The sequence below is a fragment of the Cupriavidus sp. FW305-F7 genome, from assembly GCF_058782875.1.
The window spans coordinates 1-15,001 of the sequence record NZ_JBYSYC010000086.1 but is presented as its reverse complement, the minus strand read 5'-3'; the positions used below and the strand labels follow the sequence as shown (position 1 = coordinate 15,001).

At 64.6% G+C, this 15,001-nt stretch carries 11 protein-coding genes and 5 pseudogenes; 5 read left to right on the top strand and 11 right to left on the bottom strand.

The features are described 5' to 3' along the window. Positions 1-261: pseudogene (locus AC3WL8_RS38710) on the top strand (transposase); the annotation flags it as partial. 201 nt (positions 262-462) lie between these two features. Here the strand turns inward: AC3WL8_RS38710 and AC3WL8_RS38705 are convergent. The 3 genes and pseudogenes from AC3WL8_RS38705 to AC3WL8_RS38695 form a co-directional block, all read right to left on the bottom strand. After that, positions 463-555, bottom strand: a pseudogene (locus tag AC3WL8_RS38705) (twin-arginine translocation signal domain-containing protein); the annotation flags it as partial. A 243-nt stretch (positions 556-798) separates the two neighbouring features. After that, the gene (locus AC3WL8_RS38700) at positions 799-2,193 is read right to left on the bottom strand and encodes a hypothetical protein (protein WP_041228529.1); all 1,395 of its coding nucleotides are present in this window, start codon (positions 2,191-2,193) and stop codon (positions 799-801) included. 216 nt (positions 2,194-2,409) lie between these two features. After that, positions 2,410-2,883: a MerR family transcriptional regulator gene (locus AC3WL8_RS38695; RefSeq protein ID WP_013952041.1), complete on the bottom strand. Its 474-nt coding sequence runs from the start codon at positions 2,881-2,883 to the stop codon at positions 2,410-2,412. A gap of 78 nt (positions 2,884-2,961) precedes the next feature. On the opposite strand from AC3WL8_RS38695, the gene AC3WL8_RS38690 reads away from it, so the two are divergent. The 3 genes from AC3WL8_RS38690 to AC3WL8_RS38680 all read left to right on the top strand — a co-directional run bounded on the left by AC3WL8_RS38690 (position 2,962) and on the right by AC3WL8_RS38680 (position 5,255). Further along, a complete protein-coding gene (locus tag AC3WL8_RS38690) occupies positions 2,962-4,200 on the top strand; it encodes an NADH:flavin oxidoreductase/NADH oxidase family protein (RefSeq protein WP_211982248.1) in 1,239 nt (412 codons plus the stop codon). A gap of 153 nt (positions 4,201-4,353) precedes the next feature. Then, complete coding sequence (locus tag AC3WL8_RS38685; protein ID WP_211979610.1) at positions 4,354-4,878, top strand: DUF4142 domain-containing protein; 525 nt, start codon at positions 4,354-4,356, stop codon at positions 4,876-4,878. 59 nt (positions 4,879-4,937) lie between these two features. Next, the gene (locus tag AC3WL8_RS38680; protein WP_080569577.1) at positions 4,938-5,255 is read left to right on the top strand and encodes a cupredoxin domain-containing protein; all 318 of its coding nucleotides are present in this window, start codon (positions 4,938-4,940) and stop codon (positions 5,253-5,255) included. Positions 5,256-5,277: 22 nt separating this feature from the next. Here the strand turns inward: AC3WL8_RS38680 and AC3WL8_RS38675 are convergent, their stop codons facing one another. From AC3WL8_RS38675 to AC3WL8_RS38660, 4 genes are all read right to left on the bottom strand, one after another. Next, the gene (locus tag AC3WL8_RS38675) at positions 5,278-6,834 is read right to left on the bottom strand and encodes a UxaA family hydrolase (RefSeq protein WP_492380161.1); all 1,557 of its coding nucleotides are present in this window, start codon (positions 6,832-6,834) and stop codon (positions 5,278-5,280) included. Next, on the bottom strand, positions 6,831-8,435 hold the full coding sequence (locus AC3WL8_RS38670) for an aldehyde dehydrogenase (NADP(+)) (protein WP_492380160.1): 1,605 nt from the start codon (positions 8,433-8,435) through the stop codon (positions 6,831-6,833). Before AC3WL8_RS38670 ends, AC3WL8_RS38675 begins: the two co-directional genes overlap by 4 nt. A 35-nt stretch (positions 8,436-8,470) precedes the next feature. Then, positions 8,471-9,802, bottom strand: a complete 1,332-nt coding sequence (locus AC3WL8_RS38665) for an MFS transporter (protein WP_211979613.1) — start codon at positions 9,800-9,802, stop codon at positions 8,471-8,473. Between the two features lie 133 nt (positions 9,803-9,935). Further along, the gene (locus AC3WL8_RS38660; RefSeq protein WP_492380159.1) at positions 9,936-11,135 is read right to left on the bottom strand and encodes a fumarylacetoacetate hydrolase family protein; all 1,200 of its coding nucleotides are present in this window, start codon (positions 11,133-11,135) and stop codon (positions 9,936-9,938) included. A gap of 149 nt (positions 11,136-11,284) precedes the next feature. Between AC3WL8_RS38660 and AC3WL8_RS38655 the strand changes: the two genes are divergently transcribed. Beyond that, complete coding sequence (locus tag AC3WL8_RS38655; RefSeq protein ID WP_013952049.1) at positions 11,285-12,223, top strand: LysR substrate-binding domain-containing protein; 939 nt, start codon at positions 11,285-11,287, stop codon at positions 12,221-12,223. Between the two features lie 93 nt (positions 12,224-12,316). Here the strand turns inward: AC3WL8_RS38655 and AC3WL8_RS38650 are convergent. From AC3WL8_RS38650 to AC3WL8_RS38635, 4 genes and pseudogenes are all read right to left on the bottom strand, one after another. Beyond that, positions 12,317-12,832 (bottom strand): annotated as a pseudogene (locus AC3WL8_RS38650) (cytochrome b/b6 domain-containing protein); the annotation flags it as partial. 25 nt (positions 12,833-12,857) lie between these two features. After that, positions 12,858-13,124, bottom strand: a complete 267-nt coding sequence (locus AC3WL8_RS38645; protein ID WP_492380158.1) for a PepSY domain-containing protein — start codon at positions 13,122-13,124, stop codon at positions 12,858-12,860. A 273-nt stretch (positions 13,125-13,397) separates the two neighbouring features. Then, a pseudogene (locus tag AC3WL8_RS38640) lies at positions 13,398-13,979 on the bottom strand (transposase); the annotation flags it as partial. 304 nt (positions 13,980-14,283) lie between these two features. Continuing rightward, positions 14,284-14,793: pseudogene (locus AC3WL8_RS38635) on the bottom strand (IS21 family transposase); the annotation flags it as partial. Between the last annotated feature and the right edge of the window lie 208 nt (positions 14,794-15,001).

The window sequence follows — 15,001 nt, the reverse complement described above, 5'->3', positions numbered from 1 at the left end:
CTGGCGAGCTGGAAGGACCGCAAGGGCCTGGCGGCCGCGCTCAAGCCGATTTACCAGGCTGCCACGGCCGACGCCGCCGCCGGCGCGCTGCAGGCGTTCGCCGCCAGCGATTGGGGCCGCAAATTCCCCACGGTGGCCGACATGTGGCGCCGCCAATGGGAACAGGTCATCCCGTTCTTCGTCTACCCGCCCGAAGTACGCAGGATCATCTACACGACCAACGCCATTGAAAGCATGCACATGCAGTTGCGCAAGATCGTATAAGGATGTCAAAAAGGTCGTACCGCGCTTCATCAAGCGTTCATGTGCAGGCAGGCCATAGCCCTTGGGCAACTCGCCAGGTCGGAAGTAGCGTTCCTGGTCAACAAGGATAAACAGGATGTTGTACGGTCCCGATGCCGGGCTCCCGGTGGCCTGGGCCGCGTCGCTTGCCCCGGCAGGGGCATCCTTGGCATCCGCGCCTGCGCCAAGACCCAATGCCATGGTGCCAACCCCGGCAGTCTGGAGGAAATCGCGCCGCGTCAATGTGCCGCCAGGCTTGTTGTCGTTGCTCATTGGCTTCTCCCTGCCTGTTTGCGCGGCCCATGGCGGGGTGGACGCTGCGCTGCTGCAGGCCCGCCCAGGCATGCGTAAGGCAGTCTAGCAAGCACGTTTTCTGCCGCCAAGGCTGGGTGCGGCGCCGGCAGGAGGCGATGGTTGGCAACCACACACATTCGCGGTTCAGGCAGTCGAACTACGTTTCGCAGATGATCGGAGTGCGGACAAGATTCCCCACACCCTGGGACTGCGCTTGCCGCTTCACAACATATCCTCGATGGGATCTCGTTGCGAGCGAATCTCCTCCGGACTGAGGACGATATAGCCCAGCGACTTCAGCAACTGCACCGCCTCCAGCTCCGCGTCCAGGTACACCGGCCGTTCCGGGCGGCGCGGGCGCGGCGCGGCCGGCAGCCATGCGGCGCTGGCCTGCGCGGCGGGCGCTGGCTGGCCGTCAGACCATCGCGCGGTCAGGATGCGGCAATGCTCCAGGTTGGGCTTCCAGGCAACGTCCACGGCGGCATTGAACCTGGCGGTGCAAAGCCGCAAGCGCTTCAGCGCCTTCAGCCAGTTGATGAAGGCATCGCGCTCCGGTGGCTGGTAGCCCTTCAGCAAGGTAGCCAGGCTGTCTTGCGCAGTGGCGCTGTCGGCTGCCTGGTCGTCTTCTAGCAGGGCAAGCTCAAGCGCCACGTGCTGGCGGCCGTCATGGTCATAGATCGCGCAGTCGGCGTCCAGCACGCCTTCGCGCAGCAGCTCGCACAGCAGTACCCAGGCCCTTGGATTCTTGTCGAGCCGGCCTTCGAGCGTCGGGTCGATCTGGCTGAGAATGTCCGGGATGGGGCGCGCCTCGTCTGACTGGATGGCCAGGGCGAATGCCATCGTGTTGTCGGACGGCCTGGCTCCGCTTGCCAGCATCTGCAATGACGCTTCCCAGAGTTCGCGGATCTCTGCCGCGGTATCCACAGCATGCATCCATGCATAGTCCTCCAGCGCCGCGCACAGCCTGCGCGCGGGCCTGGCCAGCTGGCCGGCCAGCGTCTTGATAAAACCCGTGCAATGCGCGCAGCGGCATTCCAGGCGGCCCGCATGCAGGAAACCGGCGTACAGCCGTTCCTGGTGTCCGCAGTGTGCGCATTCGATTGAGAAGCCGCCCTGCCGTGCCGGCCGCTGCGAGGCGAGCAGCCCGTCGACCTGATAGTGCGCCGGTCCGTCGCAGCACGGGCAGATCCATTGCAGCTTGTGCGCGCCGTCCCGAGGTCGCGCCGCCCGGTCGAACTGGCGCTCGATGGCGCTGCGCGGAATGCCCTGCGCGCGCCCGACCACGTCTGCGCTGTAGCGCCAATAGCAGTACGAGTGGGCGGCAGCGGCGATCTCCGGAGAGAGCCGCTGCAGATCCGGCATCAGGCGGGGGCTGTGCCGGATCTCGTCGGCCATGGCATCGATCTGCGCTGGCCCGCCCGGCATCACCGCCTCAAGGGCAGCGCGGCTCTGTTCCAGGAAATCGGGCACGTAGACCCGGCGGATGTAGTCCTCGTTCTCGAGCCAGAGCAAGTGGCCGGGGAGGGCTTCCAGTACATCAACCCCTTCCCTGACTTCCGACATGCCGGCGCAGGCGAGAAACGTGAACGGCTTACTAAACAGGAAGGCGTCTGTCATGTTGTCGTCAACGGAGTATCCCGCCCACGAGCTGGCAACATGCCTCGTGTGCGATGGGTCACCACCCCGTGACTCGGCCAAGCAAGCGCACGGAAAGCGCAATCCTGATGGCGCCTTCCGTTCCGGGGACTTCCCCCTTCTTGTTTTCAGATCCATGGGACCTGTGCGGATTTTGCATCTGCCGCATTGGACAGCATAGGCGAACCTGACGCCTCGTTACAGAGGAATTCCTTTTCTTGACGTCCTCGTCCTACGACCTGGGAGACCCGCCGGGGCACCACCGTTGCCATCCTGATTCATTCGCTCCAGGACCCGCCTGGCCTTGCCCTCGCAATCTTCGCCTTCCCTGGTGCCGTTGATCTCGTCGATCAGTGCGACGAGGCGGTGCTTGCTCTGCGCCAGACGCTGCTCCAGCAACTCGATCTCATCGACCTTGCGCCGCAGGGCTTGGAGGAGTTGGTCATGTGGCCACTTGTCCAGGTCTGGTGGCAGGATGGCTCGAATCTCTTCCAGGGAGAAGCCCGAGCCTTGCGCACACATGATGATCTCCAGCCTGGTCAACGTTTCCGGCGCGTATTCGCGATAGCCGTTGGCTTGCCGCTGCGCGGGCTCGAGCAGGCCGCTCGCTTCATAAAACCGGATGCGTGAGGCGGCAATGCCACTCAGTCGAGCCAGTTCTCCGATTTTCATCCGCATTCTCCAGAGGCCTTGACCTTAAAGTTGACTTTAAGCTTAAAGTCGGGCTCTGGTCAAATCAGGATGCCTCCCATGAAGCTGTTCACACCCCTTGCCCTGCCCAACGGCGCTGTGATTCCCAACCGTCTCGCCAAAGCGGCCATGGAAGAGAATATGGCGGATGCGGACCACGCCCCATCGGATGCGCTGCTGCGCTTGTACGACGCCTGGGCCAACGGCATGGCAGGCCTGATCCTGACCGGCAACGTCATGGTGGATCACCGTGCTATGACCGGGCCCAACGGTGTGGTCCTGGAAGACGACACCCGCCTGGACCGCTTCCGGCGTTGGGCCCGCACCGCACGGGCCGGCGGCGCCCATGTCTGGATGCAAATCAACCACCCCGGGCGCCAGATGCCTGCGGCACTCGGCCAGACCACCTTGGCGCCGTCGGCCGTTCCGCTGGACCTCGGGGCGCTGTCCAAGCAGTTTCCCGTGCCCAGGGAAATGACCGGCCGGGACATCGCCGACGTACAGCAGCGCTTTACACGATCCGCCCAACTGGCGGAACGAAGCGGCTTTACCGGGGTGCAGATTCATGCGGCCCATGGCTACCTGTTGAGCCAGTTCCTGTCACCGATCGCCAACAAGCGGCAGGACCAGTGGGGCGGCAGTATCGAGAACCGTGCGCGCCTGCTGCTCGGCATCGTCCGGTCCGTACGAAGCGCGGTATCGCCCCGGTTCGCGGTCTCGGTCAAGCTGAATTCGGCTGACTTCCAGCGCGGCGGCTTCAGCGCCGATGACGCGAGGCGGGTGGTCGAGATGCTCAACCCGCTCAACGTCGACCTGATCGAGCTGTCGGGCGGAAGCTATGAGGCGCCGGCAATGCAGGGGCAAGCCCGTGATGGCCGCACGCTGGCCCGGGAAGCCTACTTCCTGGAGTTTGCGCGCGACATCGCGTCCGTCGCGCGCATGCCCTTGATGGTCACCGGAGGCATCCGCCGCCGCGCCGTGGCCGAACAGGTGATCGACAGTGGCATCGCCATGGCGGGCATCGCCACAGCGCTGTCCATCGACCCGAACCTGCCGCGCAACTGGCATGCAGGAAAGAACAATGCGCCCGCGCTGCGATCGATCACCTGGAAGAACAAGACGCTGGGCTCCCTGGCCAATATGGCCGTCGTCAAGTTCCAGCTCAAACGGCTCAGTGAGGGACGTGTCACGGACCCACGCATCTCGCCCGTCAGGGCGCTAGTGTTGCAGCAGCTGTCCACTTCGTGCCAGACGCGGCGGTATCGCCGATGGACGACGCAGCGGGCCGGTGCCCGTTAGTGGTGGTTGTGCGGGGCCACCGGGAATCGCGTGCGCCAAGGCGGGCGGCGTGACGTCAACCGCCGGGCAGGCGATCGCGACACAATTAGTTCACAACGTGACAGAGTTTTCTATACTCCTTATTTTTCGACTCGAACAATAGGATGTGACGCCATGAAACTTGCAAATTTCGCCTTGGCTGCGGCCATATTGTTTTCGGCAGGCACGACGTTTGCCCAGGATGCTGTCAACGACGCGCAGATCGCCTCGATCGTGGTCACAGCAAATCAGGTCGATATCGACGCCGGGAAATTGGCAAAAAGGAAGGCATCTGGCAAGGACGTGAAGGCGTTCGCGCGACAGATGATCACGGATCACACCGGTGTCAACAAGTCGGCCACCGCCCTGGTAAAGAAGCTGAAGGTGAAGCCAGAGGGCAATCCGACCAGCACAAGCCTCAAGTCGGATGGCGACAAGAATCTCAGCAAGCTCAAAGGCCTCAAGGGTGCGGAGTTCGATAGCGCCTATATCGACAATGAGGTGACTTATCACCAGGCCGTGATCGACGCGATGGACAAGACGTTGATTCCCGGCGCCAAGAACGAAGAGCTGAAGGCGTTGCTGGTGAAGGTTCGTCCGGCCTTCGTGGCGCATCTTGAGCATGCCAAGCAAATCCAGGGTTCGCTGGGCAAGAAGTGACAGAGCGCGTGGATCGCACCGGGAGCCGGCATCGGCTTGCTGCCTGGATTCCGCTGCTTATGGTGGCGGGGAGTTGTGCCAGTTGGCCGGCGCTTGGCCGGCCGGCTACCCATACCGTGCTGATGGACGGTACTGCATACGTACCGCGGACACTCGCCGTACGGCGCGGTGACGTTGTGGTGTGGGTCAATAAGGACCCGTTTCCGCATACCGTGACCGCGTCGGGCGGCGGCTTTGATTCCAAGGCCATCGCCCCGGGTAAGTCGTGGACGTACACGGCAAGGAAGACCGGCGTGTTCCCGTACACCTGTACCTTGCATCCGACCATGACAGGCACGCTCAGCGTGGGGTCGAATGCAAAGGCCAGTGGCGAGTGACGCCAGCCGCGCGGATGCCCCGTCAGGTGATCGCGCCAAGCTGCCAGGGAACGAACTCGTTCTGGCCGTAACCGTGCAATTCGCTCTTTGAGCGCTGTCCCGACGCTGCCGCCAGCATGAGGCGGAAAATCTCTTCCCCAAGCGCGTCGATCGTCTGCGTGCCGTCGATCACGGTGCCGCAGTTGATGTCGATATCCTCCTGCTGGCGCTGCCACAAGGCGGTATTGGTGCCGAGCTTCAGGGACGGGGACGGTGCACAGCCATAGGCGGAGCCGCGCCCGGTGGTAAAGCAGATCAGGTTGGCGCCGCCGGCCACCTGTCCGGTCGCCGAGACCGGATCGTAGCCAGGGGTGTCCATGAAGACCAGGCCAGCCGCCTCCACCGGCTCTGCGTAGCGGTATACGTCGACCAGGTTGGTGGTGCCGCCCTTGGCCACGGCACCGAGCGATTTCTCCAGGATGGTGGTGAGTCCGCCCGCCTTGTTGCCGGCGGACGGGTTGTTGTCCAGGCTGGCGTTCATGCGCGCGCAGTAGGCTTCCCACCAGCGGATGCGGTCGAGCAGCTTGTGCCCGACTTCCGGCGAGACGGCACGGCGCGTCAGCAAATGCTCGGCGCCATAGATCTCCGGCGTCTCCGACAGGATGGCGGTACCCCCGTGCGCCACCAGCCGGTCGACGGCTGCGCCGAGCGCGGGATTGGCGCTGATGCCGGAATAGCCGTCGGAGCCGCCGCATTGCAGTCCGACCACCAGGTGGCTGGCATCGACGGGCTCGCGTCGCACCCGGTTGGCGTCGGGCAGCATCGCCTTGATCTGCTCGATGCCTGCCGCCACCGTACGGGCCGTGCCGCCGGTGGCCTGGATGGTCATGGTTTTCAGCGCGGCGCCGCGCGCCAGTCCCTCGTTGTCGAGCAGGCCGTCGATCTGGTTGGTTTCGCAGCCCAGCCCGACGATCAGCACGGCGGCAAAGTTGGGGTGGCGCGCATAGCCCGCCAACGTGCGTCGCAGCAGCGCCAGGCCTTCGCCTTCGCCATCCACCGCGCAGCCTTGCCCGTGCGTCAGCGCCACCACGCCATCCACGTTCGGGTAGTCTGCCAGCGCCTGCGGATTGAGCTCGCGCCGGAAATGCTCGGCGATGGCGCGTGCCGCGGTGGCAGAGCAATTGACGGAGGTAAGGATGCCGATGTAGTTGCGCGTGCCGACCCGCCCATCGGCGCGGACGATGCCCATGAACTGCGCGCGCTGCGGCGCCACGGCGGCAGGGCGCGTCGCGGTACCAAACGCGTAGTCGCGCTCGAACTCGCCGATGGCCAGGTTGTGGGTGTGGACGTGCTCGCCCGGTGCGACCGGACGCGTAGCGAAGCCGATGATCTGCCCGTAGCGCCGCACCGGCGCGCCGGCTTCAAGGGCGCGCACTGCCAGCTTGTGCCCTGCGGGCACCAGGCCGCGCACCACCAGGCCTGCGCCGAGGCGCGCGCCTGCCACCAGTTGCGCACGCGCGATGACGACATCGTCATCCGGATGCAGCCGTATGACGAGTTCGGCCGCGGTTGCTGCTTCCTGTTCCAGGACGACGCTCATGCTGCGGCCTCCAGATCGTGCGCGCCTTGCAGCGCGGCGCGTGTCGGCACGCCGTCGACCAGGCGCGGCAGCTGCCACGGGTTACGGTCGCGCAAGGCCGGTGGGAGCACGGAATCGGGATAGTTCTGGTAGCACACCGGGCGCAGGAAGCGCTCGATGGCAGCGCTGCCGACGGAGGTGCCGCGCGCATCGGTGGTAGCCGGGTAGGGGCCGCCGTGGACGATGGCGTCGCTGACTTCCACGCCGGTCGGGTAACCGTTGAAGAGCAAACGGCCGACCTTGCTTTCCAATAGCGCGATCAGCGCGGCGTGGTGATGGAGGTCACCGTCATCGGCCATCAGCGTGGCCGTAAGCTGGCCGCGCATCCGTTCGGCAAAGGCCAGGAAGTCATCTTCGGAATCCAGCGCGACGATCACCGTCGACGGGCCGAATACCTCCTCCTCCAGCGGACGATTTTCCGCAAACAGCACGCTGCGATCGGCCTTCAGCAGATGTCCGCCGATGCGGCCGTCCGCTTGCTTTGACACCAGGACTTCCACGCCGGGGACTTCGCGCAAGCCGGCCAGCCCGCGCTGGAAATTGTCCCGGATGCCGGCGCCCAGCATGGGCTGCGGCTCGGCCAGCGCCAGTGCCGTGCCGAGTTCGGCGACGAACGCATCGAATGCCGGCGAGCGGATGCCAAGCACCAACCCCGGGTTGGTGCAAAGCTGGCCGCAGCCGAAGGTCACCGAGGCTGCCAGTTCGCGCGCAATCTGCGCGCCGCGAGCGGACAGTGCCGAGGGCATCAGAAACACCGGGTTCACGCTCGACATCTCCGCAAACACCGGAATCGGATCCGGCCTCGATTGCGCCAGATCGAACAACGCCCGGCCCGCAGCCAGTGACCCGGTAAAGCCTACGGCCTTGATGTGCGGCGCCCGTACCAGTGCCGCGCCGGCGGCTGCGGTGCCGAACACCATGTTGAAGACGCCCGCCGGCGCACCGCTGCGCGCGATCGCGCGTTCGATTGCATTGGCCACGTATGCAGACGTGACCATGTGGCCCGGATGCGCCTTCACCACCACCGGGCAGCCCGCTGCCAGCGCCGAAGCCGTGTCGCCGCCGGCCACCGAGAATGCGAGTGGGAAATTGCCGGCGCCGAAGACCGCCACCGGACCCACGCCGACGCGGTACTGCCGCAGGTCGGGCCGCGGCAGCGGCTGGCGCGCAGGCTGCGCGCGGTCGATGCGGACATCGAGGAAGTCACCGCGCCATACCGTGGCCGCGAACATGCGCAGCTGATTGCTGGTGCGCTTGCGCTCGCCTTCCAGCCGCGCCGGCGGCAGGGCGGTCTCGCGGCTGGCCGCCGCGATGAACGCCTGGTCCAGCGCATCGATTTCATCGGCGATGGTTTCCAGCAGCGCGGCGCGTTCGGCCGGGCTGCTGGCGCGGAATGCGGGGAAGGCCTGGTGCGCGGCCAGCGCGGCTGCTGCAACTTCGGCTCCGGTGGCTTCGTGGAAGCTGACCGGGTATCGCTCGCCGGTCACGGCGTCAACGCTGTACAGCGGGGTGCCGGCGGCACGGCGTTCGCCGCCGATGTAGTGAAGTCCGAGGATGGTCATGTCAGGTGTTTGGATGCAGGGAATACGGGACGCGGTCAGGCCGCCTCGGAGGAGCCAAGCCGCAACGTCGAATCGCGGCGGGCCCGTGCGCCGATGCTCATCAGCAGCAGCACGCCGACCACGCCTGCGATGGCCAGGGCCAGCATGCCCGCTTGCTGGCTATGGAATGCGGATTCGACAGCGGTCTTCAGCGTCGGCGCGATAAAGCCACCGAGATTGCCCAGCGCCCCGATCAGGGCGATGCCGCTGGCCGCAGCGGTGCCACTCAGGTACGCGGTGGGCAGCGTCCAGAACAGCGGCTGGACCACGACAAAGCCGACGGTAGCCAGGCAGAACGCCATCAGCACGGGCACCAGTTCGTGCCCCAGCGTCGACAGTGCGATGCCGGTGGCCGCCATCGCGAGCATGGCCATGGCGAATTCCCGTTGCTTGCCCCTGGCGTCCGCGATGCCGGTGATCAGACGCAGGGAAACCAGCGCGCACAGCCACGGAATCGCGGTGAGCAGGCCGACCTTGGCACCAATCGCCGTGCCGGTCAGCTCGGAAATACGCGTCGGCAGGTAGAAGATGACGCCGTAGACGCTGACCTGGATGGCGAAGTAGATGGCGACGAAACGCAGCACTTGCCAGTTGCCCAGCGCGCTCAGTGCGGTTGCCGGGCCATGCGCGGTCTTCTGGTTGTCTTCCGCGGTGATAGCGGCTTCGAGCGCAGTCTTCTCGTCGGCGTTCAGCCACTTGGCATCGCGCGGCTTGCTGACTAGGTAGAAGAAGGCGATCACGCCCACCACCGACGCCGCCAGGCCTTCGATGATGAACATCCATTGCCAGTTGCGCAGGGCCAGCTGGCCACCCATCACATCGAGCAGCAGCCCCGAGACCGGCCCGCCCAGCACCAGTGCCACCGGCAAGCCGAAGTAGTAGACGCCGAGCGCCTTGCCGCGCTGGCTGGCCGGGAACCAGTAGGTCGAGTACAGGATCACGCCCGGCGAGAAGCCCGCTTCGGCGACGCCAAGGATAAAGCGCAGCACGTAGAACGAGGTCTCGTCATGCGCGAACATCATGGCCGCCGAGGCCAGCCCCCAGGTGACCATGATGCGGCTGAGCCAGACCCTGGCGCCGACCCGGTGCAGAATCAGGTTGCTGGGGATTTCGAAGACGGCATAGCCGATGAAGAAAATGCCGGCGCCAAGCGCATAGGCCGCGTTGCCGATATTGGAATCGACCATCAGGGCTTGCTTGACGAAGCCGACGTTGGAGCGGTCGAGCATTGACAGCGCGAACATCAGTGCAAGGAAAGGCGCGAGGCGCAGGCGGGCCTTGCTTACCGCGCTTGCGAGCGGATCGCGGTTGGCAGCTTGAGTCTGCATGGGTTTGTCTCCGGTACGAAGCCGCGCGTCGCGGCCTCATGTCATGGATTGCGGCATCCCCGTCTTTTGCTTGCGCGAGGGTTGCTGCGGTGTTCAGGGCGGGGCGCCGTGGCGCCCGTTCAGAAATCGCCGTTCAGAAAGTGGTGTGGCCACGTGCGGCCAGGTTGGCCATCAGGGCGCGTACGCCGAACGTCCACGGAGCGATACGGTCGCTGCGGCCCACGCGGTTGACCAGGCTGCCGAGCTGGCGGCTGGAGATGGTGACAAGATCACCACCCTTGTGGGTGAAGCCGCCGCCCGCGGTGTCGCGGTCTTCCACCGGCGCGAACAGCGTGCCGAGGAACAGCATGGCGCCATCGGGATACTGGTGGGTCGCCCCCATTGCCTGCTCGGCCAGCTCCAGCGGGTCGCGTGTGATCTGGTCCATCGAGCTGGTGCCGGACAACACGAAGCCGTCCAGGCCATCGACACGCAGAACCACCGTCGCCCGCCGCACGTCGTCGAGCGAGAAACTCTGGTCGAACAGGCGCAGGAATGGACCGATCGCGCAGGAGCCGTTATTGTCCTTGGCCTTGCCCAGCAGCAACGCACTGCGGCCCTCGAAGTCGCGCAGGTTGACGTCATTACCCAGCGTGGCGCCGAGCACATCACCGCGGCTGTTGATGGCCAGCACGATCTCGGGTTCCGGATTGTTCCATGCCGAGCCGGGATGCAGTCCGATTTCCGTACCGGTGCCAAGCGCCGAAAGCAGCGGTGCCTTGGTGAAGATCTCGGCGTCCGGGCCGATGCCCACCTCAAGGTATTGCGACCACATGCCATGCTCGATCAGCAAGGCCTTGAGTTCGCCCGCCTCGCGGGAACCCGGCCGGATCCGGGACAGGCGCTCGCCCACCAGCGCCTGGATCCGGTTGCGGACCTCGGCGGCGCCTTGCGGGTCGCCCTTGGTCTGCTCTTCGATGACACGCTCGACCAAGCTGCCGGCAAAGGTCACGCCTGCCGCCTTGATCACCTGCAGGTCGCATGGCGCCAGCAGGCGGGCCACGCCGTCGCTGCCGTGCGGATCGGCCGTGTTGGCCAGCAGGTCGTCCAGCTTGCCGATCCAGCGCCCGGGCGCATTGTGCACCACCGTGAGCGGGTCGTCCTGTTCGAGCAGGGTGCTCATGGTCGGGGCGACATCGGAAATGTCGAATACACCATCCGGCCGCAAGACCACGACAGCCGGGCCGGCCGGAACGCCGTCACCGGCCGGGATCCATGCGCGGCCGACCAGCGTCCCCGCCAGCCCGTCGGCAGGAAGCGTTTGCGTAGCGCTGAGCGTGAGCGGCAATGCCATCGATTGTCTCCACTGATGTAGTTGTCATGAGCGCCGCGACCACCGCAGCGTTGGGTGGAACTCTATGTGGCAGTCCGATAAACATCCAATCGATTATTGGGTAGAATCGATTCCGTTTAGTTATTGATTCAGCCGGGTTTACCCCCTTCATGGCCAGACAAACTGCTTCCGCCCCTTCCGCCGTGCTAGCCAAGCTGCGCTTCCGGCACCTGCAGCTGCTGGATGTGCTGGGACGCAGCCGCAACCTGCGCATCGCGGCCGAGCAGCTGCATATCACCCAGCCGGCTGCCACGAAGATACTGAGCGACATTGAAGACACTCTGCAGGCCAGGTTGTTCGATCGCTTGCCAAGGGATATGCGCCCGACCGAATTGGGCGAGTTCGCGCTGCGCTACGCATCGACGGCGCTGGCCGAACTCGGCAAGTTTGTGAGCGAACTGGAAGCGCTGCGGGCCGGCGGGCACGGCCACCTCACGGTTGGCGCGATTTCGGCGTCGGCCGCGCAGGTGGTGACCACGGCGATCCGCGAGATCCTGCAGCAGCGCCCGCGGCTGGTCGTCAAGCTGATCGAGCAGAGCAGTGACCAGCTCGCCGTCTGGCTGGAAGACCGGAAGCTGGACATCATGGTCGGGCGCCTGACCGAGCCACGGCACCAGGCGATCTTCGATTTCGAGGCACTGTCGCCAGAGCCGGTATGGGTCGTCTGCCGGCCGGGACATCCCTTGCTGGACAGGCCCAGGCTGGAAATTGCCGACATCGGCGCATGGCCGTGGATCCTTTACCCGCAGCTCACCGCCATCCGGCAACTGTTCGATGAAACCATTGCGGCAGCAGGCATCCAGGGCCTGGTCGGCATGGTGGAAACACCGTCAATCTTTTCCACGCTGGAACTGCTGCAGGCGACGGATATGCTTTCGCTGCAGCCGCGCGCCGTGGTCGAGCGCTTCGTCGCGGAACGCATGCTGTCACACGTGCCGGTGCCCATCCGGCGCGCCATGTCGAGCTACGGCATTGTCACCCGCAAGAATGAGCTGCCGTCGGAGGCCATGTTGCAGTTCATGGCGGCGCTACGGGCGGCGGCCCGGTGAGACGGCACGGGGATCGGAGATAGCAGGCGGGTCCGATGAGCTGGCCGGTTCGCCGTCCCCGGCAGATGGCTTGCGTTGATCCGGCGCCGCCGGTTTCCTTCCGGTCACCATGGACAGGATCAGGTTCTCCCTGTGCAGCCGGCTCATCAGAATCGCGGCGACAACATGCACGCTCACCAGCGCCAACAGCGCGTCGGCGAGGATGCCATGGAGCTCCTTGGGCCAGTCTTCGCCCCAGAACATATCCAGTCTCGACATCCAGCCGGTGGCGGCAAGTGAAAGGATGAGGATCCACAGCACGAGCATCATCAGCGCGCCAAGCGGATTATGGCCAAGGTGGCGGGGCGGACGCCCGGCAATGGCGGCCTTGACATAGGCAACCACGCCGCCGCGGCCGGGAAGCCATTCGCGGATATTCCCGGCACCGTTGCCCACCATGCCCCACTCTACGCGGACCAACACCAGGCACGCGACCGCGTAGCCAAGGTTGCGGTGCAGCGGCCCGCCGGAATCCTCATACAGGTCCCAGAGCACCAGTGCCGCCACGCCCCAGTGCGTGAAACGGACAATGGGATCCCAGATCTGGACAGACTGGCGCGAAGGCTTCATGGCGCGGCGGCAGGGAGGTGCGGTGTTACTTCTCGATTTCCGCCTTGACTATGTCCAGCGTCTTGGTATCGAAGTAGATCTCCGCCTTCTTTCCTTCCGTGGTCGTGCCGTAGATCTCGTAGCAATTCCCGTCGACCTTGAACTTCTTGATGTTGTAGCCCTGCGCTTCAATCTTGGCGCGGGCATCGCTCTCCTTCATCCAATCGCTCTTGGGGTGCGCGGGACATTTCGCGCTGGCCAGCGCGGAACCGGACACCAGGACCATTGCCATCAGCGCGCCAATTCTAAGCATGAGACGTCTCCGTATCGTGGGAGCAATCAGCATAGTGCACCCAATAATGATTCGCAATCAGCGACAGCACTACTTGGCGGGGCTTGAGGTTCTGCTGGCAATGGCCTGTGGCGTCTGGGTGATCAACAGCATGTCAATCGGAACCCGTGGCAGAATAGGTGGCATGTCGTACGCATACGCTCCTGCACTGCTGATTATTCGCGCCATCCGATCTTTCGGTGGGTAGCGCGCGTCTGGCCAGAGTGCAAAACCCGCCCGGTGGCGTAATGCCGTTCAGTTAAGATCCCTATTGAGGAAGCGAACGGCGTAGCGTGAAGGGCGGGATTTGACGACCCGGTCGCATGAGCGGCCGGGTCGTTTCACACTGGGCAGCGACTTTAGGCGCTCGCGTAGGCGCCGCAGGCAGGCGGGCAATTTGGCGTAGGCTGGCGTGACGGCTGCCCACATCATCTCGTGCTGGATGACATGGAAGGCGCGCACGAAGTTCATGTCGGTCGGCGCGAGCTTCGCTTCTCGGGCGGCGCAGGCCATCTCGCGACGAATCAGGTTGTAGGCGATCAAGGCGCCCCAGATTTCCTGGCATACCCCATCGACGGTTCGGCTGCGGAGCGTCAGTTCCATGCCGAGCATCGACTGCTTCAGTTCCCGGTAGCTCGTTTCGATCTGCCAGCGGCGTTCGTAACAGGCGACGATATCAGCAGGTTTGAAGCGTCGGCGATCGAACAGCGAAGTCAGCAGAATTCGGCTACGTCCGCGTGCATCGATGGTGCGGATCGCCCGCGCCTGCCAGAACTCCGGCAGCGCCGGACACTTCTTGCGTGCCTGCGGCGAAACACGCATGCGTACCGTGCCCTCCATACACGGGAACCAGCCGAATCGATCGTACTGGCACCACATCAGCCTGTTGCAGGTCTGACAAGCCAAGTCTAGCGCGTTGCAAAACTTTTCCGCAAGACTTTCAGTGATGGCTGGCGTATTGAAATTGCCGTCTCCCGATTCATCGCTGACCTGCGAGGCGGCTGAGAGTGGGGGAATGATCCGGCCACCGCTGCGGATTCAACTGTGTGAAGGGCGCCGGTTGTTTCTTCCCGACCCATTATAGGTAGTCCGTCCCGCTTTCATCGATACTTTGGGACTGGCAGCTTCGCTGCCAGTGAAGGGCGTACTCCCAGCGAGAGAACGCGAACACGAAGTGATACAGGCGGTGAGGGAATGGAACGCCGGAGATGGTGATGCCCAGCGCCTGCATATCGGTGAAGTCCGACAGTGCCCGGATCCCCGGTGCGTGTTCCTGTGGGAAGAAGACTTCCTTGGCTGGCCCGGACACAGCCCGCCACTTGCTGATGCGCCGTTCGAGCGTGCGGCGCATGCTGTCAGGGTATTGGTCGGGATGGTCGTCCTGAAGCTTGCGCAGAATGGTGATGGCTTGCAGGCGCGGCTCGCTAGCAAGCATCGGCACGACTTCGGTGTCCCAGACCTCGACGAATGGATCGGGCCGCGAGCGCCAGTAACGGCGGGGCTTCTGCGAAGGCAGTTGGCTATCACGTTCGATACGCCGGGCACTTCGCACACTGATGCCGGCCTTGGCAGCGGCAATCTCCTGGGTATGCTGTTTGCGTTTGGACATGTAGAGGCGAACCTGTTGGTCGGTAATACGGGTTCCAGACATGGACTGACCGCTTATTGATGCGATCAGCCATCGTAGAACCCGGCCAACTCGGCGCCGCCGGTGGCGGAAACTCTCCGGCGGCTACGCCGCCTCCGAGTTCCCGCCACCGGCCAAGATGATTGTCGCTACGCCGGCGCATTGACTCATCAGAATTGCAACTCGCGCTGACCTGTTGCCTCACGTAGTTTGCTACCCGTCGGATTGTCCG

What these genes read in the sequence shown, in the direction of transcription:
- AC3WL8_RS38700 (WP_041228529.1), bottom strand. Translation starts at nt 2,193, where the DNA reads ATGACAGACGCCTTCCTGTTTAGTAAGCCGTTCACGTTTCTCGCCTGC.
- AC3WL8_RS38695 (WP_013952041.1), bottom strand. Translation starts at nt 2,883, where the DNA reads ATGAAAATCGGAGAACTGGCTCGACTGAGTGGCATTGCCGCCTCACGC.
- AC3WL8_RS38690 (WP_211982248.1), top strand. Translation starts at nt 2,962, where the DNA reads ATGAAGCTGTTCACACCCCTTGCCCTGCCCAACGGCGCTGTGATTCCC.
- AC3WL8_RS38685 (WP_211979610.1), top strand. Translation starts at nt 4,354, where the DNA reads ATGAAACTTGCAAATTTCGCCTTGGCTGCGGCCATATTGTTTTCGGCA.
- AC3WL8_RS38680 (WP_080569577.1), top strand. Translation starts at nt 4,938, where the DNA reads ATGGTGGCGGGGAGTTGTGCCAGTTGGCCGGCGCTTGGCCGGCCGGCT.
- AC3WL8_RS38675 (WP_492380161.1), bottom strand. Translation starts at nt 6,834, where the DNA reads ATGAGCGTCGTCCTGGAACAGGAAGCAGCAACCGCGGCCGAACTCGTC.
- AC3WL8_RS38670 (WP_492380160.1), bottom strand. Translation starts at nt 8,435, where the DNA reads ATGACCATCCTCGGACTTCACTACATCGGCGGCGAACGCCGTGCCGCC.
- AC3WL8_RS38665 (WP_211979613.1), bottom strand. Translation starts at nt 9,802, where the DNA reads ATGCAGACTCAAGCTGCCAACCGCGATCCGCTCGCAAGCGCGGTAAGC.
- AC3WL8_RS38660 (WP_492380159.1), bottom strand. Translation starts at nt 11,135, where the DNA reads ATGGCATTGCCGCTCACGCTCAGCGCTACGCAAACGCTTCCTGCCGAC.
- AC3WL8_RS38655 (WP_013952049.1), top strand. Translation starts at nt 11,285, where the DNA reads ATGGCCAGACAAACTGCTTCCGCCCCTTCCGCCGTGCTAGCCAAGCTG.
- AC3WL8_RS38645 (WP_492380158.1), bottom strand. Translation starts at nt 13,124, where the DNA reads ATGCTTAGAATTGGCGCGCTGATGGCAATGGTCCTGGTGTCCGGTTCC.